Source organism: Arthrobacter sp. Edens01 (genome assembly GCF_001307035.1).
Classification (GTDB): Bacteria; Actinomycetota; Actinomycetes; order Actinomycetales; family Micrococcaceae; genus Arthrobacter_B.
This window is the reverse complement of record NZ_LKIU01000005.1, coordinates 1,437,956-1,464,356: the sequence shown is the minus strand read 5'-3', so window position 1 is coordinate 1,464,356 and position 26,401 is coordinate 1,437,956. Positions and strand designations below refer to the sequence as shown.

26 protein-coding genes and 1 riboswitch are annotated in these 26,401 nt (G+C 65.0%); of the genes, 16 read left to right on the top strand and 10 right to left on the bottom strand.

All coding sequences use genetic code 11. From position 1 onward, the window contains the following. Nucleotides 1–7 precede the first annotated feature (7 nt). From AO716_RS12935 to hrpB, 3 genes are all read left to right on the top strand, one after another. On the top strand, nucleotides 8–1,036 hold the full coding sequence (locus AO716_RS12935; protein WP_055241351.1) for a methionine ABC transporter ATP-binding protein: 1,029 nt from the start codon (nucleotides 8–10) through the stop codon (nucleotides 1,034–1,036). Between the two features lies 1 nt (nucleotide 1,037). Further along, nucleotides 1,038–1,697, top strand: coding sequence for a methionine ABC transporter permease (locus tag AO716_RS12930; RefSeq protein WP_055241349.1), 660 nt, complete (start codon nucleotides 1,038–1,040; stop codon nucleotides 1,695–1,697). Nucleotides 1,698–1,776: 79 nt separating this feature from the next. Next, entirely contained in the window at nucleotides 1,777–4,404 is a 2,628-nt protein-coding gene (gene hrpB, locus AO716_RS12925) for an ATP-dependent helicase HrpB (protein WP_055241347.1), read from the top strand. 51 nt (nucleotides 4,405–4,455) lie between these two features. Here hrpB and AO716_RS17095 read toward each other — a convergent pair whose 3' ends face one another. Next, the gene (locus AO716_RS17095) at nucleotides 4,456–4,968 is read right to left on the bottom strand and encodes a CarD family transcriptional regulator (protein ID WP_160317933.1); all 513 of its coding nucleotides are present in this window, start codon (nucleotides 4,966–4,968) and stop codon (nucleotides 4,456–4,458) included. A gap of 327 nt (nucleotides 4,969–5,295) precedes the next feature. Then, nucleotides 5,296–6,201, bottom strand: coding sequence for a LysM peptidoglycan-binding domain-containing protein (locus tag AO716_RS12915; protein WP_055241342.1), 906 nt, complete (start codon nucleotides 6,199–6,201; stop codon nucleotides 5,296–5,298). A 3-nt stretch (nucleotides 6,202–6,204) separates the two neighbouring features. Next, nucleotides 6,205–6,378: riboswitch (cyclic di-AMP (ydaO/yuaA leader) on the bottom strand. Nucleotides 6,379–6,709: 331 nt separating this feature from the next. Here AO716_RS12915 and AO716_RS12910 point away from each other — a divergent pair. Further along, nucleotides 6,710–7,345, top strand: a complete 636-nt coding sequence (locus AO716_RS12910; protein WP_160317932.1) for an MBL fold metallo-hydrolase — start codon at nucleotides 6,710–6,712, stop codon at nucleotides 7,343–7,345. 46 nt (nucleotides 7,346–7,391) lie between these two features. Here the strand turns inward: AO716_RS12910 and AO716_RS12905 are convergent, their stop codons facing one another. Beyond that, on the bottom strand, nucleotides 7,392–7,781 hold the full coding sequence (locus AO716_RS12905) for a hypothetical protein (protein WP_055241338.1): 390 nt from the start codon (nucleotides 7,779–7,781) through the stop codon (nucleotides 7,392–7,394). 253 nt (nucleotides 7,782–8,034) lie between these two features. Here AO716_RS12905 and AO716_RS12900 point away from each other — a divergent pair, with 253 nt between their 5' ends. Together AO716_RS12900 and AO716_RS12895 are read left to right on the top strand one after the other, a co-directional pair. Then, nucleotides 8,035–8,343: a hypothetical protein gene (locus tag AO716_RS12900; RefSeq protein WP_055241336.1), complete on the top strand. Its 309-nt coding sequence runs from the start codon at nucleotides 8,035–8,037 to the stop codon at nucleotides 8,341–8,343. Between the two features lie 181 nt (nucleotides 8,344–8,524). Then, complete coding sequence (locus tag AO716_RS12895) at nucleotides 8,525–9,637, top strand: DNA alkylation repair protein (protein WP_235472081.1); 1,113 nt, start codon at nucleotides 8,525–8,527, stop codon at nucleotides 9,635–9,637. Here AO716_RS12895 and AO716_RS12890 read toward each other — a convergent pair. Further along, nucleotides 9,564–10,763, bottom strand: a complete 1,200-nt coding sequence (locus AO716_RS12890) for an XdhC family protein (RefSeq protein ID WP_055241333.1) — start codon at nucleotides 10,761–10,763, stop codon at nucleotides 9,564–9,566. The two genes, AO716_RS12895 and AO716_RS12890, sit on opposite strands and share 74 nt — an antisense overlap. A gap of 245 nt (nucleotides 10,764–11,008) precedes the next feature. On the opposite strand from AO716_RS12890, the gene AO716_RS12885 reads away from it, so the two are divergent. The 4 genes from AO716_RS12885 (at nucleotide 11,009) to AO716_RS12870 (ending at nucleotide 16,082) form a co-directional block, all read left to right on the top strand. Continuing rightward, nucleotides 11,009–12,364, top strand: coding sequence for a TrkH family potassium uptake protein (locus AO716_RS12885; RefSeq protein ID WP_055241332.1), 1,356 nt, complete (start codon nucleotides 11,009–11,011; stop codon nucleotides 12,362–12,364). Beyond that, nucleotides 12,357–13,052 carry a potassium channel family protein gene (locus AO716_RS12880; protein WP_082413551.1) on the top strand — a complete coding sequence of 232 codons (696 nt, stop codon included), beginning with the start codon at nucleotides 12,357–12,359 and terminating at the stop codon, nucleotides 13,050–13,052. The genes AO716_RS12885 and AO716_RS12880 overlap by 8 nt, the downstream gene beginning before the upstream one ends. Nucleotides 13,053–13,186: 134 nt before the next feature. Further along, nucleotides 13,187–14,047 (top strand): oxygenase MpaB family protein, encoded by an 861-nt coding sequence (locus AO716_RS12875; protein ID WP_055241330.1) that lies wholly within the window; start codon nucleotides 13,187–13,189, stop codon nucleotides 14,045–14,047. Next, nucleotides 14,034–16,082, top strand: coding sequence for a glycerophosphodiester phosphodiesterase family protein (locus AO716_RS12870; protein WP_055241329.1), 2,049 nt, complete (start codon nucleotides 14,034–14,036; stop codon nucleotides 16,080–16,082). The genes AO716_RS12875 and AO716_RS12870 overlap by 14 nt, the downstream gene beginning before the upstream one ends. A 19-nt stretch (nucleotides 16,083–16,101) precedes the next feature. Here the strand turns inward: AO716_RS12870 and AO716_RS12865 are convergent, their stop codons facing one another. From AO716_RS12865 to AO716_RS12845, 5 genes are all read right to left on the bottom strand, one after another. Then, complete coding sequence (locus AO716_RS12865) at nucleotides 16,102–16,359, bottom strand: metal-sensitive transcriptional regulator (RefSeq protein ID WP_055241326.1); 258 nt, start codon at nucleotides 16,357–16,359, stop codon at nucleotides 16,102–16,104. Nucleotides 16,360–16,791: 432 nt separating this feature from the next. Further along, nucleotides 16,792–17,445: a hypothetical protein gene (locus tag AO716_RS12860; protein WP_055241324.1), complete on the bottom strand. Its 654-nt coding sequence runs from the start codon at nucleotides 17,443–17,445 to the stop codon at nucleotides 16,792–16,794. Between the two features lie 126 nt (nucleotides 17,446–17,571). After that, nucleotides 17,572–19,902 (bottom strand): alkaline phosphatase, encoded by a 2,331-nt coding sequence (locus tag AO716_RS17585; RefSeq protein WP_082413550.1) that lies wholly within the window; start codon nucleotides 19,900–19,902, stop codon nucleotides 17,572–17,574. 170 nt (nucleotides 19,903–20,072) lie between these two features. Beyond that, complete coding sequence (locus tag AO716_RS12850; RefSeq protein WP_055241319.1) at nucleotides 20,073–20,693, bottom strand: L-threonylcarbamoyladenylate synthase; 621 nt, start codon at nucleotides 20,691–20,693, stop codon at nucleotides 20,073–20,075. Between the two features lie 48 nt (nucleotides 20,694–20,741). Further along, on the bottom strand, nucleotides 20,742–21,152 hold the full coding sequence (locus tag AO716_RS12845) for a DUF302 domain-containing protein (protein ID WP_055241318.1): 411 nt from the start codon (nucleotides 21,150–21,152) through the stop codon (nucleotides 20,742–20,744). A 149-nt stretch (nucleotides 21,153–21,301) separates the two neighbouring features. Here AO716_RS12845 and AO716_RS12840 point away from each other — a divergent pair, with 149 nt between their 5' ends. From AO716_RS12840 to AO716_RS12820, 5 genes are all read left to right on the top strand, one after another. Continuing rightward, on the top strand, nucleotides 21,302–21,769 hold the full coding sequence (locus tag AO716_RS12840) for a hypothetical protein (protein ID WP_055241316.1): 468 nt from the start codon (nucleotides 21,302–21,304) through the stop codon (nucleotides 21,767–21,769). 32 nt (nucleotides 21,770–21,801) lie between these two features. Continuing rightward, on the top strand, nucleotides 21,802–22,272 hold the full coding sequence (locus tag AO716_RS12835; RefSeq protein ID WP_152969961.1) for a hypothetical protein: 471 nt from the start codon (nucleotides 21,802–21,804) through the stop codon (nucleotides 22,270–22,272). A 431-nt stretch (nucleotides 22,273–22,703) separates the two neighbouring features. Continuing rightward, complete coding sequence (locus tag AO716_RS12830) at nucleotides 22,704–22,967, top strand: hypothetical protein (RefSeq protein ID WP_152969960.1); 264 nt, start codon at nucleotides 22,704–22,706, stop codon at nucleotides 22,965–22,967. Further along, a complete protein-coding gene (locus AO716_RS12825; protein WP_055241310.1) occupies nucleotides 22,964–23,707 on the top strand; it encodes an ABC transporter ATP-binding protein in 744 nt (247 codons plus the stop codon). Before AO716_RS12830 ends, AO716_RS12825 begins: the two co-directional genes overlap by 4 nt. Continuing rightward, the gene (locus AO716_RS12820; protein ID WP_055241308.1) at nucleotides 23,704–24,480 is read left to right on the top strand and encodes an ABC transporter permease; all 777 of its coding nucleotides are present in this window, start codon (nucleotides 23,704–23,706) and stop codon (nucleotides 24,478–24,480) included. The genes AO716_RS12825 and AO716_RS12820 overlap by 4 nt, the downstream gene beginning before the upstream one ends. A 30-nt stretch (nucleotides 24,481–24,510) precedes the next feature. On the opposite strand, the gene AO716_RS12815 is transcribed toward AO716_RS12820, so the two are convergent. Then, nucleotides 24,511–24,927, bottom strand: a complete 417-nt coding sequence (locus tag AO716_RS12815) for a VOC family protein (RefSeq protein ID WP_055241306.1) — start codon at nucleotides 24,925–24,927, stop codon at nucleotides 24,511–24,513. A 224-nt stretch (nucleotides 24,928–25,151) separates the two neighbouring features. On the opposite strand from AO716_RS12815, the gene AO716_RS12810 reads away from it, so the two are divergent. Next, complete coding sequence (locus tag AO716_RS12810; RefSeq protein ID WP_055241305.1) at nucleotides 25,152–26,369, top strand: MFS transporter; 1,218 nt, start codon at nucleotides 25,152–25,154, stop codon at nucleotides 26,367–26,369. Nucleotides 26,370–26,401 lie beyond the last annotated feature (32 nt).

The window sequence follows — 26,401 nt, the reverse complement described above, 5'->3', positions numbered from 1 at the left end:
AACAGCAATGGCTCTCATTTCACTGCGGAACGTCTCCAAGACCTATCCGCCTGCCCGCCGGGGCGAACCCCCGGTTACGGCGCTGCAGGACATCAGCCTTGAAATAGAAGCCGGGGAGATCTTCGGCATCATCGGGTATTCCGGAGCAGGCAAAAGCACCCTGGTTAGGCTCATCAACGGATTGGAGGCTTCCACCGGGGGAGAGATCACAGTGGATGGCCGCGCGGTTTCCGGTGTGCCCGAGCGCAAACTTAAAAGCCTGCGGCTGGACATTGGAATGATCTTCCAGCAGTTCAACCTTTTCAACTCCAAGACCGTTCGCAGCAACATCGCGTACCCGCTTCGTGTTGCCGGGCGCAGCAAAGACGAGATCACTGCCCGGACCAATGAGCTCCTGGCCTTCGTTGGGCTCACGGATAAAGCCGGCAGTTATCCTGAACAGCTTTCCGGCGGGCAGAAACAGCGGGTGGGCATCGCCCGGGCATTGGCAGCCTCCCCGAAGATCCTGCTCGCGGACGAAGCGACCTCGGCGCTGGATCCCGAAACGACCCAGGAAGTCCTGGCCCTGCTCCGCAGGGTGAACCGGGAGCTGGGGATCACCATTGTGGTGATTACCCACGAGATGGAGGTCATCAAGGACCTCGCCACGCGGGTCGCCGTGATGGACGCCGGGAGGATCGTTGAACAGGGCGGCGTGTTCGAGGTTTTCTCCAACCCGCGGGAAGAGTCCTCGCGCCGGTTCGTCTCCACCGTGGTCCGGGGGATTCCGTCAGCTGAGGAGGTGCGTACGCTGCGTTCCCGGCACGAGGGGCGGATGGTGACTCTTTCCTTCCGTGACGGGCACAGTTCCCAGGCTGCGGTGTTCCTGGAACTTGCAGCTGCCGGCGTCGGTTTTGAGCTGGTTTACGGCGGCATCAATGACATATCAGGCCGGGCGTTCGGCCATCTGACCCTGGCGCTCAAGGGCGCCGACCAGGCGATCGACGGCGCCCTGGCTGCCGTCGGGCATGGCATCAAGGTAACGGAGCTGGGCTGACATGGAAGACCTGATACCCCTGACGCCCCAGCTGTGGACCGCTGTGGGAGAAACCCTGTACATCGTGGGCCTGAGCCTGCTGTTCGGCGGGATAGGCGGACTGCTGATCGGACTGGGGCTGTACACCACCCGGTCCGGTGCCCTGCTGGCCAACCGTGCCGTCTTTGGGATCCTGAACGTGCTGGTCAATATTTTCCGGCCCATTCCCTTCATCATCTTCCTCGCCGCGGCCCAGCCGCTGGCGCGTTCAGTTACGGGCAGCGGAATCGGCAACAACGCCATCATCTTCACCCTCTCGCTGGCAGCGGCCTTCGGCATCAGCCGGATTGTGGAGCAGAATCTGCTGACTGTGCAGCCCGGGGTTATCGAGGCAGCACGTTCCGTGGGAGCAGGGCGGAGGCGCATCATCCTGACGATCCTCATTCCCGAGGCGCTTGGACCGCTGATCCTGGGGTATACGTACATTTTCGTGGCACTCGTGGACATGTCTGCGGTGGCCGGGTACGTCGGCGGCGGCGGCCTGGGCAACTTTGCCATCCAGTACGGCTACCGCCAGTTCAACCCCGTGGTGACGTGGGCAGCCGTGGCGGTGATCATCGTCCTGGTCCAGCTGGTCCAGTTCCTGGGCAACCAGACCGCACGGAAAGTCCTGCGGCGCTGACCATCCCGGCGGCTGATTCCGGCCGGATGATGGGCAACAGCCTGACGGGTCTGTTGGCCGGGCGGGAGACAATAGGCAGGTGAACACTGCATTCCCCGCCGCCGACCTGCTTCCCAAGGGACCCTTTGATCTGTCCAGGCTTGGCAGGGGACTCGTGTTCGCCCAGGCCCTCCCTGCTGCCGCCGCCGCATTGACGCCCGGCAGCACCTGTGCCGGCAGCGCCGTCGTGCAGGCCCCGCCCGGAACCGGCAAAACCACCCTGATACCGCCGCTGGTCGCCAACCTTGTGGCAGGGGCCGGCGTGCCCGGACGCGTCGTAGTGACCCAACCGCGCAGGGTCGCTGCGCGTGCAGCCGCCCGCCGGCTGGCGGCCCTCGACGGCAGCGCTGTGGGGGAGCGGGCGGGCTACACCGTCCGGGGGGAAAGCCACGCCGGCAGCCGGACCCTGGTCGAGTTCGTCACCCCGGGGATCCTGCTCCGGAGGCTGCTGGCAGACCCGGGCCTGGACGGAACAGCCGCCGTCATCCTGGATGAAGTCCACGAACGCGGGCTGGAAACCGATCTCCTCATCGGGATGCTCGCCGAGGTACGGCAGCTGCGAGAGGATATGACACTGGTTGCCATGTCCGCCACGCTGGATGCCGGCCGATTCGCAGAGCTGATCGCTTCCCCGGAAACTCCCGCACCGGTGATCGACTGCCCGTCCGCCTTGTATCCGCTGGAGGTCAGGTGGCAGCCGCCTGCCGGGAAACGGCTGGATGAGCGGGGGATCACCCCCGGTTTCCTGGATGCGCTGGCCGGTCTCGCAGCGCGCGGACATGCCCTGGCTCTGGCTGAGGACCCGACAACCGATGCACTGGTCTTTGCCCCGGGTGCCCGGGAAGTAGCTCACGTGGCCCGGCGCCTGCGGCAGGAACTGGGAACCGGCACGGAGGTCCTTGAGCTGCACGGCCAGGCGCCTGCGGCGGAGCAGGACAGGGCCGTCTCCGGCCGGTCACCGGGCGGCCTGCCGCGCATCATCGTGTCCACCTCCCTGGCTGAGTCATCCCTGACAGTTCCCGGGGTGAGGCTGGTGGTCGATTCCGGCCTCTCGCGTGAGCCGCGGCGCGACGCCGCCCGCGGCATGAGTGGCCTGGTCACGGTCAGCTGCTCCCGGGCCTCGGCACAGCAGCGTGCAGGCAGGGCGGCCAGACAAGGCCCCGGCACCGTGATCCGGGCCTACTCCGAGGCAGCCTATGCCGCGGCTCCGGCCCAGCCCGCGCCGGAGGCAGCCGCAGCGGACCTCACGGCTGCGGCACTGGTCCTGGCCTGCTGGGGAACTCCGGGCGGGCGCGGGCTGCCCCTGCCGCAGACGCTTCCGGCCCCTGCGCTGGAAGACGCTGAAGCCGTACTGCGCAGCATCGGTGCCGTCGATGCGGAGGGACGCGCCACAGACACCGGGCAGGCACTGGCACGCATCCCTGCTGACCCGCGGCTTGCCCGGGCCCTTGTCGACGGTTCACCGCGGCTGGGTGCACGCAGCGCAGCCGAGATCACGGCCATGCTCGCCGGAGACTACCGGCCCGCAGGTGCCGACCTGGTGCGGCTCCTTGCCGCGCTGCGCTCAGGAAAGGACCCGGGCTCCCGTGCTTTCAGCCGCGAAGTCCTGCGCCTGCAGCAGTTCGCGAGGTCCCCCCAGGCCGCGACGGCGTCGGATCAGCGTGTTGGAACTGGGGAAGCTGTCGGTTATCTGGTGGCCCTCGCCTTCCCGGACCGGGTTGCGCGGCGGGTGGCCGGAGCTTCGGACGAGCAGTACCTGCTTGCCTCCGGGACAAGGGCAGGGCTGCCGGCAGACAGTCCGCTGCGGGGGCACGAGTGGCTGGCAGTGGCGGACGTTTCCCGGGCAGCAGGCAGAGCCGCGGCGGGCACCGGCGCCGTCATCAGGGCAGCTGCGCCGCTTGATGACGGTACAGCGGAGGACGCCGCATCACAGCTGCTTGTGGAAGAAATCATCGCCCGGTTCGACGGCGGCAAGGTTAGTGCCCGGCGCGTGCGGCGGCTGGGTGCCATCGAACTTGCATCCACGCCGGTCCGGCCAGCCGCGGCGCAGGGCCGCGGTGCAGTGGCACGGGCGCTGGCAGAACAGGGGCTGGGGGCTGTTGGCTGGTCGCCGGCGGCCGAGGGGCTGCGGCGGCGGCTTGCACTGCTTCACCGTGAACTTGGGGCGCCCTGGCCCGACGTCAGCGACAGGGCGCTGCTGGCCCGCCTCGATGACTGGCTGGGACCGGAACTGGAAGCTCTGGCTTCAGGCGCCCGGGCCTCCGATGTGAATCTGCTGGAGCCGCTGCGGCGCCTGCTGCCCTGGCCGGAGGCATCCGGACTCGACGCCCTTGCCCCGGAACGGATCCTGGTGCCAAGCGGCACCCAGGAAAGGATCAGTTATCCGGACGTGGAGGACGACGCCGGACGGCCGGTGCTGGCAGTCAAGCTCCAGAAGTGCTTCGGCTGGGCGGAATCTCCGCGGATCGCTGACGGCAGGGTGCGCCTGCAGTTCCACCTGCTCTCGCCGGCTGGTCGGCCGCTGGCGGTGACCGATGACCTGGCATCATTCTGGTCCGGTCCGTACTCGCAGGTCCGTGCGGAGATGCGCGGCCGTTACCCGCGGCACCCCTGGCCCGAGGATCCCTGGACGGCACCTGCGACTGCCAGGACCAAGGCCCGGATGTAGTGCAGGCCGCCACCCCGGGGTGACGGCCTGCACGGCGTGAAGAACAGGGGGCTACGTGACGGGCTCAGACAGTGAGTCCGCCGAACCCGACCACACGCCGTCAAGAACAGCGGATGCTTCATCCTCGCTTACGCCGAGCGAGAGGGAAATCTCCGTGAGCAGCGGACGGCGGGCATGCCTGAGCATGTCCCGCTCAGCGTGCGAAAGTCCCTTGTCCAGGGACCTGAGCGTCAGGTTGCGGACCACCCTGGCTACGTCTGTGATGTTGCCGCTGGCCAGCAGCTCGGTGTTTTCCTTGAAGCGGCGGGACCACTGGGTCTCTTCGGCGTCTGCGCCGGCCTTCAGCACTTCCATGAGTTTCTGGAGTTCCGGGCCGTTCAGCACCGGACGAAGCCCAACTTCTGCGGCTTTGGCCATGGGCACCCACACCTCAAGCTTGTTGGCCTGAACCTCCAGTACGAGGTACTCCATCTCCTCGCCGCGCACTTTACGTGTGGCGAGACGGAGAATTGCTGCGGGACCGTGGTGGGGGTGGACTACGGTTTGGCCTACGTTAAACGTCAATGTGGTTACCTCTGGCTGCGTCGATACCTGACCCGACATCCGCGGCGGCCCGGTTGGAAAGGCGCTCGGGGGACGGTCGTCCCGCCACCCGCCCGGACGTGCTGGGCAATCGTGACGGAAGCGCGGATGCGGTACCAGCACATGGGTGAAGGTTCCGGCAGCCGCGAGTCTGGCAGTTTCCATTATTTCATGTCTTCGGCCGATGTACCGGTGTGCGTGCCAAGCCCGTCCGGTTCGTAAGGCGGTTAAACCCGAAGTGCCCCTCCCGGTTCCGGGAAGGGCACTTCGGTGCAGGCGGCTGGGTGCCAGCGCGCCCGGCTGCGCGGACTATGCGCGGTAGTAGACGGGGCCGGAGCCGAGGTTGGCGGTGGCGATAACGGTCTGGTTGCCGTTCATTCCGCTGTGGATGGCCTGGCCGTCGCCGATGTAGATGGCGATGTGGGGGACACCTGCTCCGCCGTTGGCGTAGTAGATCATGTCACCCGGCTGCGGGTTGGATACCGGGGTGCCGTAGGCGGCCAGCTGTGCCGGTGCCAGGTCGCCCACCGAGTGGCCTGCTGCACGCAGTGCCTGCTCGACGAGGATGGTGCAGTCCTGCATGGCGCCCAGCTGGGCGTAGGCAGAGCTGAGCATGATCGCGCCGGCGCCTGACGCTGCAGCGGGTGCTGCGGCGGGAACAGCGGCCTGGGTGGTGACGTTGCTGTAGTCGGTGTAGGTTCCCGGGTCGGTGTAGGCGGCGGCCGGAGCAGCGGCTTCGACCGGAGCGGTGTAGGTTTCCACCGGCGCGGTGTAGGCGGCGGGAGCCGGGGCAGCTGCAGCCTCACCGGAGACAGTGATCACGTCACCCGGGTAGATGATGGATTCCATTCCCAGTCCGTTCAGCGCAAAGACGCTGTCAAGGCTGACTCCATAAGCGGCGGCGATTTCACCGAGGGTGTCGCCGGAGACTACGGTGTGGGTGGTTGCCGCAGCGGGGGCAGCGGTTTCGGCTGCCGGTGCCGCGACGGTTTCTGCCACGGGAGCAACGAAGCTGGCTGCTGCAGCCGGGGCGGCTGTGTCATTGGCAACGACGCCGGCCTGGGCCGGAGCTGCCATGCCGAACATCAGGCCGGAGCCTGCCACAACCGCTGCTGCGGTGCCGGTAACGGTGCGGGCTTTGCCCGGTGCTGCTTTTGCGATGGTGGTCCAGATGCTGGACTCAGCGCAGTGACGTCCGCGATTCTTAGAAGACAAGGTATTACCTCTCCCTATACCTGCGAGGTGAGCTGTCGGGTTCGGATGGGAGTCACCCGGCCGCCGGTCTCATCCGGTCGGCTTAACCCCAAGGATTCAAAGGACCCAAAAAATTGGTTCCCCCGCCCCTGCCGTCGTAGTGCAAAAGGGACCCCGGGCAAGCGGCAGAGTTAGGTAACGAGCCTGGGGGCGCCGCATCAGGTTTGCGGCATGCCAAGGACACTACACGGAAATTCATCTTGGTTGCAATTCGGTAACGGCGGCGTGTTGCCATTGTGTTGTTTGGGTCACCATGCTAATAGACAGCCTGCTGTCTTCCTCAGTCACATGCGGCACAGGACTACCAGCCCGGCGGCGGTCTGCGATCCACATTTCTAAACCGCCCGCACACTCCGCGTTTTGCTGCACAGGGTGGCGGTTCCATCGATCAGGACTACCCTTAAGTACCCCCGTATTCCGGCGAAGGAGAGCGGTTGTGGTTCAGGAACCCAGTGGCAGCGGAGTCCGCTTGCCAGTCCAGGAAATCGTCCGCGAGATCGTCATTCCGGCCGGCGTTGCCGGTCCTGATCCCCTGGTTATGGATGTTCGCTGCTATGCCGTGGCGCAACCCGGAGGGATTGTGGTCATTGACACAGGAATGCCCGACGCTGAGTCGGGAATTGCTGAGGCGGTGGAAGCGCTGGGGGGTTCATTCGGAGACGTTAGGGACATCATCCTGACGCATCTGCATATGGACCACGTGGGCTCGCTGTTCGCGATTGCCGAGCAGGCGCCAATGGCTGCCATTTATGCCGGTGGGCCCGATTCACCTGACATCCGGGCTCCGCGGCGGGTGCAGGGCCTGGGCGAAGGCGACTATGTTCAGGACCTGCAGATCTTCGCCACACCCGGCCACACCCCGGGGCACGTGAGCGTGTTCCATGAAGGCTCCGGAACCCTGTTTATAGGCGACGCAGCCGTAAGTGCTGAAGGCGGAGTTGAGCGCAGCCCGGAAGCATTTACGTCTGATGCGGCGCGTGCGGAGGAATCCCTGGAGCGAATTGCCGCCCTGGAGCCCGAACGGATGCTCTTCGCTCACGGCGCGGAGATTGCTTCTCCCGTGCAGTCGCTGGCACGCCTGCTTGGCGGGCCGTACGGGAGCTAGGTCCCTGCCGGCCGGCTCGAGCCGCCAGAGGGGAGGTTCTGGCGCCTTATTTGGTGCTGAACCAGACGAACCAACCTGCTGCGGCGGCAGTGAGCACACCAGCGGCCACCAGTGCCAGGCCGGAAATGCCGGAGACGCCGGCAAGAAGCAGCCAGCACAAACCGAGCACGAGGGCGGCTGCACCGGCACAGAAAGCGCGGCTCCGGCCGGCGGATGCGCTGAGGTACGCTGCAACGCTTGCGGAGCAGGTGAACGAACCGCCCAGTACGGCACCGCCAATCAGAGTCCAGAGGATGAAGCGGGCAGCATCCCCGGATTCGACCGTGTCCGCAAGGCGGAGCTGGAAGTTGAGGAGGCCCAGTCCCATCCCGACAACCGCCCCAAAGGGGATGAGGAGAAAGATCTTCCTGCTGGCCCTGGCGGGCTTAGTGCTCATGGGTTCAACTCTATCGCCGCATCGTGAGGGCGGCGTCACTCGCCGGGGGCTATTTATGAATGATTCAGAATAACTGCTAATCTCGAAGCATCACGCAGAACGTATCCGTTCGGCGTTCCCGTCCGCCCCGATGCACGCAGGCGGCGGACCCGCAGCGAGGCCATGCCAGTGCCGGCTGCCCCGACTTAAAACCCATGCCGTCCCGGCGGCGCACTTTGTGCTGCCCGGAACAGACTGCTGTCTTAGGAGAATCGTGTTCAAAACCAAGAAATCCGCGCCGGGCATCACCTCCCCGCAGACCCGCGTGCCGGCCCTCGGCGGCAGCTATGTTGCCCGCTTTGGCGGAGCCGGGCCAGTTGCGTCAGCAGCAGAGCCCCAGGCAGAGTTCCGCTCCGTCCTGCCGTCCTACACCACGCAGTTCGACGGCGGGATCCGTTCCCGCCGCGATCCGGCAGTGGACAATTACACGGCGGCCTTTCCGGAAGCGTCCAGCCGGGAACCAGCCGTACTCCGGCCTGCCGGGATCGGCCGACGCGGCTGCTATACCGACGTTGACCTCTAACCGGGGCGCCGGGCTGACCGGCCGTCCTGTCCGGGCCGCGAGGGATCGGCACCACGGGGATGCCGAGGCCGTCCCGTCTGAGTCCCGGTGCCGCCCGCTCCCTCCGGTTTCGGCACCGATAGGATGAATCCGGGAATCGGACAGTAGAGCAGGCAGCAGCGGGGGGAACACAATGGGCGCAATGGACAACCTGCTGGGACCGGCCGAAGTCGCCGTCCTGCACCGGTGCCTGGCCGCCGCCGCGCCGGTGCATGGGCTGCAGAAGCTGATGGAGTCCGTTCCAGCGCTCGACCCGCTTTCGCTGCGGTCCCGCACCGACCTGCTGGCCGGGGTTTTGGCCGGCGCATACCCTTCCTACGCCAAGGCATCTGCGGCCTACCGGTCCGCCCTGCAGGACCCGGGTTTTGAAGGATGGATTATGTGGCCGGTATCCGAGTCGGCCGTCACGCTGGCCCTTGCCGACGGCAGCAGTTCAGCTTTTGACGACGTCCTCGAGCTGCTGGCTGAACTGACGCCGAGGCTGACCAGTGAGTTCGCCATCCGCAGACTGCTTCAGGCGGACCTGAACCGTGCTTTGGACACAGTTGGGCGCTGGGTTGTGCACCCGGACCCGCGGGTGCGGCGCCTTGCCAGCGAGGGCACCAGGCCATACCTGCCGTGGGCTATTCGCGTCCCTGCGCTCACTGAACGCCCCCGGGCCACCCTGCCCATCCTTGATGCACTCCGTGACGACCCCAGCGAGGACGTACGCCGGTCGGTCGCCAACCACTTGAACGACATCTCCCGCCATGCGCCCGAAATCACTGTGCAGACGGCGGCCCGGTGGCAGGAAACAGCATCACCGGCCACCCTCCGTGTCATTCGCCACGGACTCCGAACCCTGATCAAGAAGGCGGATCCAAACGCCCTGGCTCTGCTGGGATTCACCCCCGCAGAAATCACCGTCGAGGGACCGGAGTCCCCAACTACGCGGCTGAGCCTTCCCGGCCGAATGACATTTGGCTGCACCCTCGAAAACACCGGCAGCACTGCAGCCCGTCTCGCCGTCGACTACGTAGTCCACTACGTCAAGGCGAACGGGCAGACTGCGCCCAAGGTTTTCAAACTGGCCGTGCTGGATCTGGCCCCGGGGGAGCGCCGGACACTGGCCGCTGCGCATGAATTCCGGCAGATGACCACCCGCCGCCACTATGCCGGCAAGCATTCCCTCCAGCTGCAGGTCAACGGAGTCCGGTACGGCGGCCTGGCGTTTGAACTTGAGCTGGCGGAAGCGGCTGATCCATCCGGGCAGTAAGCGGACGCTCCTGGTGGTGGATCCGTTCGTCGAGCAGCCGGAGCGGGATGCCTGATCCTCCCCAGGCCTTGCCGATGAACTCGGCGGCGATGGATACGGCGGTTTCCTCGGGAGTCCGTGCCCCAAGGTCCAGGCCGATTGGGCTGTGGAGAACCGCCAGCTCTTCGGCGCTGATTCCCGCCTCCGCCAGGCGCTGCAGCCGTTCCCGGTGGGTGCGCCGTGATCCCATGGCACCAACGTAGGCAACCGCGGGCCCGCCAAGGACTGCTGCCAGCAGAGGAACATCGAACCTGGGGTCGTGGGTGAGGACACAGACCACACATCGGGCATCGATTAGCCCGGCGTCGAGCTGCTCCTGGTAATAGACATGGGGCCAGGCGGCAACCACCTGGGCTGCGTCCGGAAAGCGTCTTTCCGTCGCAAAGACAGGACGTGCGTCGCAGATGGTTACCTGATAACCCAGGAAAGCGCCCAGACGGGAAAGTGCTGAGGCAAAGTCAACCGCGCCAAACACAAGCAGCCGGGGAGGCGGAGCGAAGGCGCTGACAAAGACAGACATCCCGGTACCCAGCCGTTCCCCGTCAGGCCCGTAGGTGAGCACACCGCTGCGGCCCCCAGCAATCAGGCCTGCCGCGTCGTCCGCCGCGGCCTGGTCTGCCCGCGGACTTCCCAGGGAGCCCAGTACCCCTTCCGGCAGGACCACCAGTTTCCGTCCCAGCCGCTCCGGGTCCGGGTGCTCGATTATGGTCGCAATCCCTGTTCCCAGACCGGACCCAACCGCGGCGTGCGCTGGCCCGAGGACCGCAGACTGCGCGGGCGGGAGTGCCTCGATGAAGACTTCCATGGTTCCGCCGCAGGTCAGCCCAACGGCGAAGGCGTCACCGTCACTGACCCCGAAACTTGCCAGAACGGGTCCGGAGCCGGCAATGCAGTCAAGCGCCTGTTCGTACACAGCGCCTTCCACACAGCCCCCGGACACGGAGCCGACGACCGCGCCGTCACCGGTTACCAGCATCTGTGCTCCGGGAGGGCGGGGTGCGGAGTCGAAAGTCCGCACCACGGTGGCCAGTGCAGCAGTCCGGCCCGCTTCCCACTCTGCGGCCAGTGTCCGGTGGAGCTCGTGCATGGTTCAGCTGCTCCTCTCCCCGCCCGCACCCCTGCCTGGCTGCCCGCCGGGTCTCGGCGGGCCAGCAGCGGGGTGTACCCGTAGTTAATCCAGCGGCTTTTGGTAGAGCACTCTACAACCGGAGCTGCGCTGGGCAACCGGGACTTCGCTGCGTTTCGCCCCCGGGGCGGCCGGATCCGGATTGATTGAACCGGATAGGCCGCCGCGGCGGTGACCGGAGGGGGGCCCGGGCGTACTGTCAGTGTGTGGCTGAACGCCCCAGGCAGGGACACCGCGGGCGGGTCTCGCGTCCTTCACAGGTGGTCTTCCTCGGTTTTGTGGCCGCTGCCCTCTGCGGAACGGGACTGCTGATGCTGCCTGTCTCCGATGCGGCCCCCGGCAGCGCCTCCTTCACTGATGCCCTGTTCACGGCGGTCTCTGCGCTGTGCGTGACGGGACTGTCCGTCGTCGAGACCCACGTGTACTGGTCCACCTTCGGGCACGTGGTCATCCTTGCGCTGATCCAGATCGGCGGACTGGGTGTCATGACGTTCGCATCCATCGTGGGGCTGGCCGTTATTGGCAGGTTCACGTTCCGTTCAAGGCTCCAGGCGATTGCAGAAAACCGGAGTCAGGAACTGGACGGGACCCCCAAGGTGGTCGCCGGCGTCGTCAAGATATCCCTGGGAACGGAAGCGGTAATTGCCCTGGTCCTCGCAGTGCGTTTTTGGCTCGGATACGGAAAGGAACCCGGTGAAGCGCTCTGGCTGGCAGCCTTCCACGCCGTATCGGCCTTCAATAACGCCGGCTTTTCGCTGTTCGAAGGCAACCTTGAGGCCTACGCTTCAGACCCGCTGATCTGTCTTCCGGTGGCGGCAGCAGTGATTATTGGCGGGCTGGGCTTTCCCGTGCTGGTCCAGCTGCGGAGGGCCTGGCGACAACCGCTGCGCTGGAGCATCAACACACGGCTGGTGGTGTGGGGAACCCTGATCCTGCTGCCTGCGGGAAGCGTGTTCATAGCCGCCAGCGAATGGAACAACCCGGACACCTTTGGGGGAATGTCCGGCCCGGAGCGCGTGCTTGCAGCCTTCTTTATGTCGGTGCAAACCAGGACCGCGGGATTCAGTTCGATTGATGTAGCCCAGATGGAACCGCTGTCCTGGCTGGGCATGGATGTGCTGATGTTCATTGGGGCCGGACCTGCGGGCACCGGCGGCGGCATTAAGGTAACAACGTTTGCGGTGCTCGTGTTCGTCGTCGTGGCTGAGGCACGCGGCAACCCGGAAGTGAGCGCACTGGGCAAGGCACTGCCCGCCTACACTGCGCGCCAGGCGCTGGTAGTCGTGCTCGTTGCGGCCGGACTGATTGCGGTGTCAACCGCAGCCCTTATGGCGCTCACGGACTACTCAATGGATCGTCTGCTCTTCGAAACCGTCTCGGCCTTCGGGACGGTTGGTTTGTCTGCGGGGGTATCTTCCGCCCTGCCCGTAGCAGGGGAGCTGATCCTGGTGGTACTCATGTTCACAGGAAGACTCGGGCCCATCCTGCTGGCGTCGGCACTTGCCCTTCAGGAGCGCAGGCTCAAGTACAGACTCCCTGAGGAAAGGCCGATCATTGGCTAGGCTCAACATCTTTACCGGAAGGGAGTCGGCGCGGATCCGCGAGTCCGACGCCGTGGCCGTGATCGGACTTGGCAGGTTCGGCCAGTCACTCGCCCTCGAACTCATGGCCAGCGGAATCGACGTGCTGGGCATTGACGGGGAACAGCAGGTGGTCCAGAGCCTGGACGGACGCCTGACCTATGTGGTGATGGCGGACGCCACCCAGGAGGATGTGCTCCGCCAGCTCTCAATTCCCGAGTTCAACCGGGTGGTGGTTGCCATAGGGCAGGACGTTGGTGCAAGCATCCTGACCATATCCCTGCTGCTGCGATTCGGAGTCCCGCAGATCTGGGCCGAAGCGGTCAGCGAAGCGCACGGTACGGTCCTGCGGCAGCTGGGTGTCCAGCACGTCATCTTTCCTGAAAAGGACATGGGACGGAGGGTTGCCCACCTGGTCCAGGGCAGCATGCTCGACTACATCCCCCTGGGCGGGGACTTCGCGGTGGTCGAGACCTCGCCCCGGCAGTTCCTGGCTGGTTCCACTATTCACGGGGCGGAAGTGCGCCGCCGCTACGGCGTGGTGATTGTGGCGCTGCGCAAGTCCGACGGCGAATGGAAGTTCGCGGAGCCGGACATAGTCCTCGAAGAGGGCGACGAACTCCTGGTTGCCGGCCCCACCGGGAAGGCCGAAGCCTTTAGCCGCCTGTAACCGGCGGATGCCCCAATTGTGTCGCAGTCATGACGCGGGTCCAGGGGCCGTGCTTATATACTCAACGCAAGTTGGACGTAGTCCAATTTTGATTGGTCATCCGGAATCCGTCCTGACCTGCATGAGGAGCAAATGTGACACAGACAGCCCGTCCAACCGATCAGCCGCGGCAGGACGACGGTTACTTTGGTCCGGAGAGCATCAGCTGGCGCCTCTATGCTGATCCGTCTTCCAAGCTTGGCGGAATCGCAGCACTGCTGCTCCAGGCCCTGAACCCCGGCATGATGCGGCTGTTCTCCGAAGTCAGCGTCACCGGCCAGGATGCCGCTGCCCGGGGGGAACGCACGGGGCAGTACATCGACACCACGATCTTCGGCGACAAAGCGCACGCCGACGCCGCTGCACGCGCCGTGCGGGGCATGCACAAGCACGCCAACTGGCAGGATCCCACTACCGGGGAAACGCTTCGTGCCGAGACCGGTGACTGGATGGACTGGACCCACAACACGCTGGTCTACGCCGTGCTGCGTGCTGCAGATGCCTTTGGGCCCAGTCTCACCGCCCAGGAGCGTGACCAGTTTGTGGTCGAGCAGCACATTGCTGCCGAGCTGGTCGGGATTGACCCGGCCCGTTTGCCTGCGACCTGTGCCGACCTGGAGAAGTACATTGACGACCAGCGCCACTGGCTGGCGCTCTCCCTTCCCGCCGCTGAAGTGAGCCGGGCGATCCGCAAGCCGTCGCTCCGGGGCAATCCGGTGAAGGTCTGGACGGGAATCGTTATCCAGGACGGGATACTTTCCCTCCTGCCGGACTGGGCGCTGCTCCTTTACGGTGTGGCCGGGCGGCCAATGAACCTGCGCGGTGCGGCAAGGACCACCAGGGGAATGATGGCGGCGGCGCGCCATAACCACTCCTACGAGAACGTGATTACTGGCCTGACCACGAAAGTCGACACGCATCCGTACCGAAAGGTGCGCAACCGTGCAGGCAAGTAGGCACGACGGGAAGGTCCGGCCGAACCTTTCGCAGCGTGCCGCCGGAATTCCGCGGCTGGCCAGACGGGCGGGCCTTCAGGAGTGGCCGGCCGGCCTGCGCAGCCGCGTTCTGTTCCCCGCCCTCCTGAAGGCAGGCTGGTCGATCCTCAGGCAGGGCGGCTGGCGGCTGCTTCTGGTGTATGCGCTGAGCCAGGCCGTGCCGCTCGCGATCATCTCCCCGCTGATCCACTGGATGTTTACCGAGGCACTTGCTGCTGCCGGGGTCCATGCAGTGGATTCTGCAGCCTTGGCCTCGGCCTTCGGCAACGGGCGTTCACTTGGATGGATTGCGGCCCTTTGTGTCCTCGCGGTGGCAACGGTTTCTCTGCAGCTCAGCGTGCTGGTGGTGGCTGCCGGGCGGGTGCGTTCCGGTCTCAGTCTTGGCCCTGCAGCGCTGTTTCGCGGGATGCTTCCCGTCTTGAAGCGCCTTCCGCGGCTGGGATCCCTTCCTCTTGGGGTTTACCTGTTCCTGGTGGTTCCCCTAACCCAGGCCGGTCTCTTTTCAGTCCTTACGCATTCAATTGCCGTTCCGAATTTCGTCTCGGGTGAGATGCTGAAGTCCACACCGGGAACCCTGGCTTACGTGGGTTTCCTGATGGTTGTGGGTACTCTTGCGCTGCGTTATTCGCTGGCGGTTCCGTTCTTTGCCCTGGGAGGAGTTGCCGGCGGCAAAGCCATGAGGCTTAGCTGGCAGGTGACAAGCCGGACCACGCTTGCTTTGCTGGCTGCGGGTGCGGCGGCAACGGCCGGTGCGTTGCTGGCCGGCGCAGCTTTGGTTTTCCTGTCCCTGCTCCCCACCCTTGCTGCCGATCTGTTCCTGCCTGCGGGTGCAGCCCGTGTTGCTGCGTACAGTCTTGGAACCGCACAGGTGGCTGGTGTTGTTCTTGCCGGCAGTTTCGTCATGTTTATTGCGGGCATGCTGATCGAACTCACCGAACGCAGTCTTCCGCTGCTTCCGGGGAAGGTCACGTGGCATTCAGGTGACGACGGCGGTGTTGCGGGCGGGACCGCTGACAGCGCAAAAGCCGGTACCGGCACTGAATCCACAGGCGTCCACGGGCTTGGCCGGGGTGGTGGCTCCGGCGTCCAGGCAGCCGCGACGTCCAGCGCCCGCCATGGCATCCGCTCCGGCGCCGCGCGAGCCGGTGCGGCCAGTGCCGCCGTCGTGCTTGCCCTGATTTTGGGAACTCTGAACATTCCTGTGATGGAGGGACTGCGGGAGGTTCCCCAGGCCTTGATTCTGGGTCATCGCGGGTTCAGCGGCGGGGGAGCGGAGAATACGATCTCCGGGCTGCGTGCGGCTTCATCAGCTGGTGCCGACATGGTGGAGATGGATGTCATGCAGACCTCTGACGGCGGGTTTGTGGTGATGCATGACGCGTCTCTTCAGCGCCTGGCGGGCCGGAATGCTGCTGTGGCGGATCTGACGCTCGCTGAACTTACGTCGATGACTGTGCAGGACCAGTTTGGCCATACCGACTTGATCCCGTCCCTGACCGATTACGTCCGGGCTGCCCAGGAGATTGGGGAGCCGTTGCTAATCGAGATGAAGATGCACGGCGGGGAGACTGAGGACTATGTGGAGCGCCTGGTTGCCGAGCTTGAATCACTGGAAGCACTCGAAGAGAACATCTACCACTCGCTCGACAAAGACAGTGCTGAGGAGCTCAAGCGCCTGCGTCCCGGTTTGTACGTGGGCCTGACTATGGCTGTTGCTGGTGTAGCCGCGCCGGAGACCACCGCCGACTTCATCGTGGTTGAGGAGGCGTCATATACCGATGCTGTTCGGGAGTCGGCATGGAAAGACGGCAAGGAGTTCTACGTCTGGACAGTGAACGGACCGGAGGCCATTCGGAACATGCTGCGTGATGGTGTGGACGGGATCATTACGGACCATCCCGATCTTGCGTTGCAGGACCGGAACCAGATGGGACCCAATGAGCCCATGAGCAGCAAGTTGTATGACGCGCTTATGCGGTTCGTGGTGATTTTCTAGGGCTGCGGGGGCGCCGGAGCTAGGCCAGCGACATAAAGAGTTTTTCCATCTCTGCACGGTCCACCGCGGGGTCGTCGCTGGTCAGGCACTGTTCAAGGCCCGAGGCGATAATCGCAAAACCTGCACGGTCCACGGCCTTCGAGACTGCCGAAAGCTGAGTGACAATGTCCTTGCAGTCACGGCCTTCCTCCAGCATGCGTGCGACCGCTGCCAGCTGTCCCTGGGCGCGCTTGAGACGGTTGATGATGGGGCCGGTGTCTTCGCTGTCTAGCTGCATTTGTGTCTCCTGTGCTGCGTGATGCGGGTGTCTGACTCCCGTTCATGTTATACCCCGGCGGGTAATTTGCATACCCCTAGGGGTATCCCTCATAGTGGTGCTGTTGCCAGGCAAACGCCCTGGTGGACGATTCATAGCAAGGAGAAAACCATGTGCCGTGCCGTAAAGTGCCGTAGCTGCGGAAAATCGACCTGGGCAGGGTGTGGAAACCATGTGCAGGAAGTCATGCGCAATATCCCGAAGTCTGACCGCTGCACCTGCGACCGGAACTCGCCCAGGCCCAAGCCCGAAAACGCCGGCTGGCTGGCCAAACTCTTCGGCCGGTAAGGCACCGGGAGACTGCACCGCGCCCATGGGGGCCCGCTGATCATGCGGGTGTGAAGCCGGCGCGTACGGGCGGACCGCGCCGGCTCCCGGCCTGGAACGCCGGTCCTAGAGGACAACTCCATCGGGCAGTTCGGGAGCATCAAACTTCTGCCGCTCACACTCCGCCTGCAGGGGCGGATACGTCTGGGCAATCAGGTCCAGGATCCGGTTCCGCACAATCAAATACGCTTCTCCCACGCCAACAACGCCCTTGAACTCCTTCAGCTCCTCCTCATAGGAGGTCTGCCTGTGACGGAGGTAGTTCACGGTCATCCGGTCACGCCGCGCCTGAGACGTCCGTGGGCCAGCCGGAGACTGATTCCTGCGCAACCGGGAATTGTAGTGATCCAAAGCCAGCTGTTGGACTTCGTCCCATGGTTCCGGATCAATCCGCAGCTCCAAAGCCCTGGCCGCAGCGACAGCCTCCTTCTTCTTCGCCAGCGCTCGTTCCCGAGCAGCCAGCTGGCGCTTACGTGATGCTTCCCGGGCCCTGCGGAAATCCTCTGTGGCTTCAACGGCCTCCACTCTCTCCCGGGAGTAGAGCTTCATGGGCGCAGCCTTCCTGGAGAACGGATTGCGTGCGGTGCGGTCCGGTTCCGGGAGGAAAGTCCTGATCTGCGTCTCAGTCCATCCCCGTTCCTTCTTAAGGTCCGCCGCAATCAGGAAATCTTCACTGTTGGCAGGCTTCGGACGCGGCGGATGGTGCTTTCCACGGGACATAGGTGCTTCTTCGATGGTGCGGGCAGGGCACCCTCCAGTCTAGTGACTCATCCGGCACACAGAACGACGGCGGCCCCGGCCCGTCCGGGCGCGGAAGCCGCCGTCGCCGGTCAGTCCCGGATAAGGCTAGGAACGGCCGTAGGCCCGGGGAAGCGGGATCCCGCGCTGCTCCATCACCAGCCGCAGCCTGGTCGGATAGTCAGTGATGATGCCGTCCACACCGAGGTCAATCAGATAGTTCATGACCGCAGGCTCGTTCACCGTCCACGGCACGATCTTCAACCCCGCATCCCTGGCCTCGGCAACCATCTGCCGGGTGACGGAGGTGTAAATCGGTGAAATCACGTCGTAACCCTGGGCGGCAGCGGCCATGACGGCAGAACCGTCGTAGTCATCAATATCGATTCCGCCGAGGATCGGCGCAGCTCCGGGCTGGCCAATCTCCAGTGTGCCGGGTGCGGCAACCAGTGCAACGCGGGGCAGCCGCGGAGCCAGGCGCCCAACCAGATTCAAAGCTGACCAGTCAAAGGACTGGATAGTCACCCGGTCTGACATACCGGACCTGCGGACTTCATTCACCACGGCTCGGGTAAGGGCTTCCATTCCCGGCCCGCCGGCACGGCCGTCCTCAACTTTTGTCTCGATATTGAAGCCAACATTCCGGGCCCTCAGCTCCTTGGCCAGGGCGAAAACGTCCCTCAGCTCCGCGATGCGGTTCCCCTCAACGACCTGCTGTTCGGGATACCCCGGAAGCTGTGCGAAGCCGCAGTCCAGGGTCTTGAGCTGCGCCAGCGTCAGCTCTGCAACCCGGTCGCCCACATAAGGGAAGTCAGGGTCGTTGGCGCCGGCAGGTTCAGTGTCACGGCATTTCGTGGCCAGGATGACGTCGTCATGCCAGACGACGACGGCGCCGTCCTCACTCAGGTGCGTGTCCAGTTCCAGCGTGCTCACGCCCAGCTGAAGCGAATGCCTGAATGCAGCCAGCGATTCCTCGGTGTACTCGCCCCGCCCTCCGCGGTGGGACTGGAGGTCCAGGGCGGAGCGTTTGGCGCCGGTCCGCATCTGTTCAACCATCACGTCGAAAATGTGCGTGTCCTCGTAGAACCCGCCCAGCCTTTCCGACCCGGGTCCCATGGCGGTGAGCGGGACGTCAAGGGCCGTGTGGCCGTCGGTTGTCCAGTCAACACTGAAGACCTGGTCTGAGTTCGCGACGGGAAGCGGTCCGTCCTCCGCCGAGATCCCGTCGCCGGACTCATCCTGGTCGTCGTTGAACGCCTCGATGGTCATGCCGCCGGTCTGATGATCGCCGACGACAATCAGCAGAGTGTTGCCGTCCGCCTCAGCGAAGTCCCGGGCCACTGCCACGGACTGCTCGAAGGCAATGCCTGACTTAATGGTCAGCTCGGCATCGTTGACGTGGGACATCGAGTCGATGCCCTCATCCTCCACGAGCAGGAAGAATCCCTCGCCCTCGGTTCCGCCGCCCCCGCCGTGTCCTCCTCCGCCGCCGTGCCCGCCGCCGTGCCCGCCGCCGTGCCGGGCCTGCGGTGCGGAGGTGGAGAGCAGCTCCAGCGCTTTCTGCGTCATGGTGGTCAACGGAACCGTCGGTTCGTAGATCTCCTCGACGTCGTCTCCGTACTGGAACATTTCCTCGTTGGCGAACAGTCCGAGCACCTTCGGGCCCTGGGCTTGGAGGAGCCCTCCCTCATCCCAGACGTATTCATAACCGTCGGCCTGTGCCTGCTCAACCAGGTTGACGGTGCCGGTGCTTTCCTCGGACGGATCCTCAGGCGGGTTGTCCGGGTGCATTCCGGGGTTTCCGGCCGGATACCAGTGGTCCTCGCCGCCGCCCAGGATCAGGTCCGGCCGGCTGGACTCCAGGAACTGGCGGGCAATTTCGCTCTGCGCGCCGCGGTCCGCCACATGGGCACCGAACGCCGCCGGCGTGGCGTCCGTTACCTGGGCAGTGGTAACCAGCCCTGTCGATTTGCCCAGGGCAGCTGCGATCTCCAGCGCCGTAGGCACCGGCAGTCCATTGAGGTCGACGCCGATTGCCCCGTTGTATGTTTTCACTCCGGTGGACATTGTGGTTGCCGCCGCAGCCGAGTCGGTGACGAAGGTTTCCGGATCAGCCGAGTTGGTGTGCACCAGGCCAAGTTCCGGCAGCGAGTCCATCACCAGTTCACCGGTAAGTCCAACGTGAGAGAGCCGGATGGCGTTGCGCTGGGCCGTGCCCATGCCGTCGCCTACCATCAGGATGATGTTCCTGGCGGCCTGCGGTTCATCGGGTCTCGGCTTCTTGGGGCCGCGGTCCTTCTTGTTCCCCGCCGGCTGCAGGTCTGTCTGTCCGGCTGGGGTTTCCGTCGGGTCGCCGGCAAGGCCGGACCCTCCGCCGCAGCCGGAGAGGATCAATCCGCCCAGTATCGCCGTCGTTACTGTCAGTCTTCCCTTGTTCATTTATGGATTCCCGTCTCAGAGTGTGCGAGTGGTGACGCAATCCCCCCAATCAAGTGCGTTCACCCTTCGGGAGCACTGCGGGAGTGTCAACAGCAGCCGGGAATATAGGGGCCGGGCACGCAGGATCGCTGCGGCTTCAGAGCCAGGGCGAACCAGAGGCAGGGCAGCGCCTACTCGAACCGGGACGCGTCTCCGGTTCCGTGGCGCACCACCTCGGCAACACCCGAGGAAAAGTCGACTACGGTCGTAGGATCCGGACCGCAGTGGCCCGAGTCGACCACTCCGTCCAGGACGTGGTCCAGGCGTTCCTTGATTTCCCAGCCCTCGGTCAATGCCTCCTCCTGGCCCGGCAGGAGCAGTGTGCTGGAAAGAATTGGCTCATCGAGGTCCGCGAGAATGGCCTGGACCACCTTGTTGTCCGGGATGCGCACGCCCACCGTCTTCTTTTTGGGATGCAGCAGCCGGCGCGGCACTTCCTTCGTCGCAGGAAGAATGAACGTGTAGCTCCCCGGTGTCACTGCCTTCAACGAGCGGAAGACGTCGTTGTCCAGCTGGACAAACTGGCCCAGCTGGGCGAAGTCACGGCAAACCAGGGTGAAATGGTGTTTGGGATCAAGGTCCCGGATGCTGCGGATGCGGTCCAGGGCGTCGCGGTTGCCTACCTGGGCACCGAGTGCGTAGCAGGAATCGGTGGGGTAGGCGATCAGGCCGCCGCCGCGCAGCATGGCGGTGATCTGGCTGATAGTGCGGGGCTGGGGATTCTCAGGATGAACATCAAAGTATCTGGCCATGGGATGAGCTTACGCGGACGGTGAAAGCACCTGCCCGGACTGGTCCGCTTAAACCGGGCCGGCAGACTCGCTCAGGGTGTGCATGGCCGCCTGCAGTCCATCCGAGGTCCGTGAGACAACCTGTGCCAGCTGTTCCTGTCCCGCGAGGTCAACCAGTGACTCGGGGTTCAGGGCCTCAATTACGGACACTGCCCCGCCCGGGTCCTCACGGACTACTACGTTGCAGGGGACCGCAACCCCGATTGCACGGTCCAGTTCCATGGCCTCACCGGCCAGGGCCGTATTGCACGTCCCCAGAATGCGGTAGCCCAGCATCCAGTCCGGTGCCGAGGCGCCAAGCTGGGCCGCGAAGTCGGAATCGCTCATAATGTCGAAGCCGTGGGCCGCGAGGGACTCCTTGGTTAGCCGTACGGCCTCTTTGAACGGAGCCCGAACTGCAACGGTAAAGGTGTTTTCCATGGGACAACCCTCTCGGCGTAGGCGCCGGCCGGATTCCGGCGTTCCACAGCCAGCATAGGACCGCGGAGAGATCCCAAAACAGGGGATGTGCGCTGATTCCCGGTCAGGGGCGTGGACTGGACCGTACCGCAGAGCCAATACTTCCTGCCATGGGAATACGGCGTTCGGAGTTACAGGCATATCCCGACGGCGCCGGCCCTCCGCGGCGGCCCCGCTCCGGCAGGGAGAAAGCACTGGTCGTCCTTGAGTTTGCAACGGGCACTGCAGCAGCGGCGTCCGGCGCGTTGCTTACTGCCCGGCCCGGCGGAGCGTTCCTGCACTCGGGTCCGTCGGTGCTGCGCAACACTCCTTTTCGCAGCTGGCGCCTGCCCGGTGCCCTCTTGGCCGCGGGATGCGGAGGCGGATTCCTGCTGGCGGGGTTCCTCCAGCTGCGCGGCCACCGCCGGGCCAGGGCGCTGTCCGTTGCTGCCGGCACCGCGCTCGTTGCACTCGAGGTGTGGGAGGCCGCGTATATCGAGTTTCAGCCGCTGGTTCTCCTGTACGGAACCGCAGGATGTGCCGTGGCTGTCCTGGCGCTTTCCCTGCCCCCGGAAAAGAAGTTGTCACCCCAGGGTTGACGAGGGTTTACCCGGGGTCTACCGTTGGGCGCATGATTCGTAAACCCCGGGATGACAGGATGGCAGGCGCCTCTGTACAAGGCCAAACCGAGGATCCGGCCTGGGCCCGGACACTGGCCCACCGGACAGATCCCGCGGAGCGGCTCGATGCCGCCCTCCGCTTCAGTGATGCAGGTGTATCTGCGGCGGAGGTCAGCTCAGTCCTGAAGGACGGTGGAGACGCACTGTTCGCAGCGGCGGCAGCCGGGCGGCCGGGCTGGGCGGAACCCTTTGGCGGGCTGAAGGCTGCGGCCCTGCTGGCAGCGGAGCTCAGTGCACTGGCAGCGGCGCTCAACTCGCGTGCCTCCGGAGTCCGCTCGGCCGCCGTCGCCCTTCTGCTGGAGGACTACAGTGCCGTCTCCGTGGCACGGGAGCTGGGAGTGTCGCGGCAAAAGGTGTATGAGGTCAGCCGTTCCGGGTTCAAACCCCCGTACCTCGACACCGTGCCGTGGAGGAGGCCCTGAACAATGCGCGAGCACGTCGACCTTCCCGACGAAGACCGTCAGCGGCTGGTCCACCCGATGGACCTCCCCGACGCGCGCAGGTCCTATGTACGCTCCCTGTGGCTTCGGGAAGCCGCGTCTCCCAAGTTCTTCTTTCTGCTCGCCGCATTCCTTTGGGCGGTCAGCAACAACTTCATCACACCGCTTGCCGCACCGTTGTCCACGGCGGTGTTTGCGGCCCTGGCTGCACGGAAAGCCGAGAGGGACTCATGGTCATACATTCCACGGCGGCGCCACGACCTGGCACGGGAAACCCCCGGGGCATGGGTAATCGCGGGAGCTGCGTTTCGCGCCGGAGCCCTTTTCCTCGGTTTGGCGGTTATCTGCATCAGGGCTGCTGCGCTGTCTCTCCCTGAGGGGTGGCGGCCTGGACCGTTGGTTCCGGAGCCGCGGTGGCGGTTCTTATGGGAGTGGAACTGGTATGGGTTCTCCGTACGGCCCGCGCCAACCGGGAACGGGTGCGCGTCTGGCCGCAGGTCTTCACCCTGGCCGCTGTTATCGGGGCGGTCGCCCTGGCCGTTGCCGTGCTCTCAGGAGAAGGCGCCGGGTGGAGGCTGGAGGAGATTGCTGCCGGCGCCGCCGTGATCGTAGGGGTACAGGTCATCTGGTGGATTTCACAGGCGCGGCCGCGCCGCGGGCTGGAGGAACAATCATGAGCACCACCGTGATCGACGTTCGGAACGCTGCTCTCCGGCTCTCCGGGAAACCAGTGCTGCGGGACGTGAGTTTCACCGTCGCCGAGGGAGAGATTTTCGGCATCCTTGGCCCCAACGGCGCCGGAAAGAGCACGACGGCGGAGTGTCTGTCAGGAGCCCTGGTGCCCGAACACGGCAGCATCAGGGTGGCTGGAATGCAGCCGCACCATGACCTTGCAGGGATCCGGGAAACCGTGGGCTACCAGTTCCAGTCTGCCCAGCTCCCGCCGGCTCTGCGTGCCCGGGAAGCCATTGAGCTATTTGCGTCCTTTTATCCTTCGCCCCGGAACAGCGTGGAACTGCTGGAGGCTGTCGGTCTGGGGGACTGCGCAAAAACGCCGTACGGGCGGATGTCCGGAGGGCAGCAGCAGAGGTTGTCCATTGCCCTGGCACTCGTCGGAAACCCCCGCATCATCGTGCTGGATGAGCTCACCACCGGGCTCGATCCGGAGGGCCGCCGTGACGTCCTGGAGCTGATCCGCCAAATGCGGCGGGAAGGGGTGAGCGTTGTGCTGATTACCCACTTCATGGACGAGGCACAGCGGCTTTGCGACCGCGTCGCGGTGCTCTTCCGGGGCACCACCTGCTGGACCGGGCCGCCCTCCGAACTCGTGGCTGAGGCCCGTGGACGGAACCCCGAAGTGAATGACCTCGCCGACGCCTACCTTGGCCTGCTTGAGGAACTAAGGAGAAACCAGTGACAACGCTGCCTTCGACCCACAAGCCCCAGCCATCGGCAACCGCGGCATTGCTGGGCACGGAGGTCCGGCTCTTCCTCCGGTCTCCGGTCCTGCTGTTTATGGCACTGGGATTTCCCGCTGCACTGCTGGCCCTGCAGGGGCTGCTCATCCCGGGGACCCGCGATCCGCTGAATGGAGCCGGGTCCATGAGCGCATTGGACTTCTTCGTTCCAATGGCACTGTCCGTGGTGATGGCCAGCGTGGGTTTGTCCAACCTTCCTTCAACGCTGGGCGGCTACCGGCAGCTGGGACTTTTCCGGCGGCTCGGGGCGACTCCGGCCGGCGCGCACCGGGTCCTGGGTGCGCAGCTTGCCGTTAGTACGGCCTCCCTCGCGGCTGGGGCAGCCCTCGCGGCCGTCATCGCGGTGTGGGCGCTCGGTGCGAGACCTCCGGAGGTTCCACTGGCGGCGCTTGCAGTGTTCCTGCTGGGATCCGTGCAGATGCTCGCCCTGGGCGCCGTCGTCGGATCCCGGGCCAGGAGCGCGCAGAGTGCCAACGGGATTGGAACCCTCATCCTCTTCGCATCACTGTTCTTCGCAGGAGTGTGGACCCCCGGGCCGTTGATGCCGGAGCCGGCAGCCGCCGTCGCAGGATACACCCCGCTCGGCGCTGCCGCAGAGAGCCTGACGGCAGCCTGGTACGGACAACCGCTGGACCTGGTTCCCGTCGTTGTGATGGTTCTCTGGACCGTGCTGTTCTCTGCGCTTGCCGTCCGGCTCTTCCGCTGGCGCTAGGAACCTCCGCCCGGAACGCCGCAGCCGCCGCTACGATCCGCCGTCCTCGATGCTGATCATCCAGCTGGTACCAAAACGGTCGGTCAGCATCCCGAAAACATCACCCCACGGAGCCCGCTCCAGCGGCATCGTCATCTGTCCGCCGTCCAGCAGTTTGTCCCAGTAGCCGCGCAGTTCGTCGCCGTCGTTGCCGCTAAGCGAAATGGAGTAGCTGCTGCCCTCGTCCAGGTTCATGCTGTCCGGGGTGTCAGAGGCCATAAGGACAAAACCCTTGTCCGTGGTCAGCGAGGAATGCATGATCTTGCCGGCCTCGGCCGGGTCTTCGGCCATGTTCATATCGCCAAAGGTAGAGCTCTCCAGGGTTCCGCCAAATACGTCCTGGTAGAACGCCATGGCCTCCGCCGCATTGTCGCGGAAACTCAGGTAGGGATTCATCTGGCTGGGCATGGCAGGTCCTCTCGTGGGGATGGTGGGTGCGGCGCAGCACCGGTGTCCGAAAAGTATGCACTTGGCCACACCGGCGGGGAAGAGGGTGCCGGGAAGTCCGCGAAATCCCGCCCGCCCGGCCCGGAGCGGGCCGTCACGCAGTGCGCTCGGCCGCGCCTGCGGGAGTAGCGTTGGGTAGTTGGGTTAGGCAACCTAACAGGGAATCAACGGACACGGAGCGAACATTGCCGCAGCAGGGCAAATCCACCAGGGATGACGCCGGAGATGGCCGGCTGTGGAGCAAGCCCTTCAGCCTTGCCATCGCGGTGAACTTCTTTATCTCACTCGTCTTCTACCTTCTGATGACCTCAATGGCGCTTTATGCCGTTGACCGCTTCGGGGCCTCTGACACCGCTGCCGGGCTGACGGCCGGCTCCTTCGTTCTTGGCGCCCTCACAGCGCGGGTATTCGCCGGAAAGTTCCTGGACTTCGTCGGCCGGCGCAGGATGCTGCTGGCCGGCCTGCTCTTCTATACAGTTGCCGCGCTGTTCTATACCCCGGCAGGCAGCCTGGAAATCCTCATTGCCATCCGGGTAATCCACGGTGCCGCTTTCGGACTGGCCAGCACGGCGCTTTCCGCCTCTGTCATGGCGCTTATTCCTGCAGGCCGCCGCGGAGAGGGGACCGGATACTTTTCGATCTCCAACACCCTGGCCACCGCCGTCGGACCGTTCCTCGCAGTCCTGCTCGTGGACCGCACCAGCTACGGCGTGCTTTACATGGTCACGGCAGCGTGTGCCGCAGCATCCCTGCTGGTTGCCCTGGCGCTGCGGCTTCCCGAACGCACGCTCAGTCCGGCTGAAGTCGCAGCGAAATGGCGGATGCGCCCGGCTGACGTCCTGGAACCCCGCGCGGCAGCCATCGCATCGGTGATGCTGGTGGCCGGCGTCGCCTACTCGGGAGTGCTGACCTTCCTGAACTCCTACGCACAGGAGCAGGACATGGTGGCAGCGGCGTCGGGCTTTTTCCTGATCTACGCAGGCGTAGTCTTCGTCTCCCGCTTCGTGGTCGGCCGCCTGCAGGACACCCGCGGTGACAACGCCGTCGTCTACCCGATCCTGGCCTCCTTCGCGGTGGGGCTGGGGCTGCTGGCATGGGCGCCCAACAGCACCGTCCTGGCAATTGCCGGCGCCTTCGTGGGCATGGGCTTCGGAGCGCTGATGCCCACCGCGCAGGCCATCGCCGTCACTGTGGCTCCGGACCACCGGATTGGGATCGCCACCTCCACGTTCTTCCTGATGCTCGACGCCGGAATTGGACTTGGACCGTTCCTGCTGGGCCTGCTCATCCCCCTGACCGGATTCACCGGAATGTACGCGGTCCTGGCGGTGGTTGTCGGGGCAGCAATGATCCTGTACCACTTTGTCCACGGCCGCTCAGCCCGCCGGCCGTCAAGGCCCTGACCGGCCACAGCACCGCAGGAAACGCTGACATG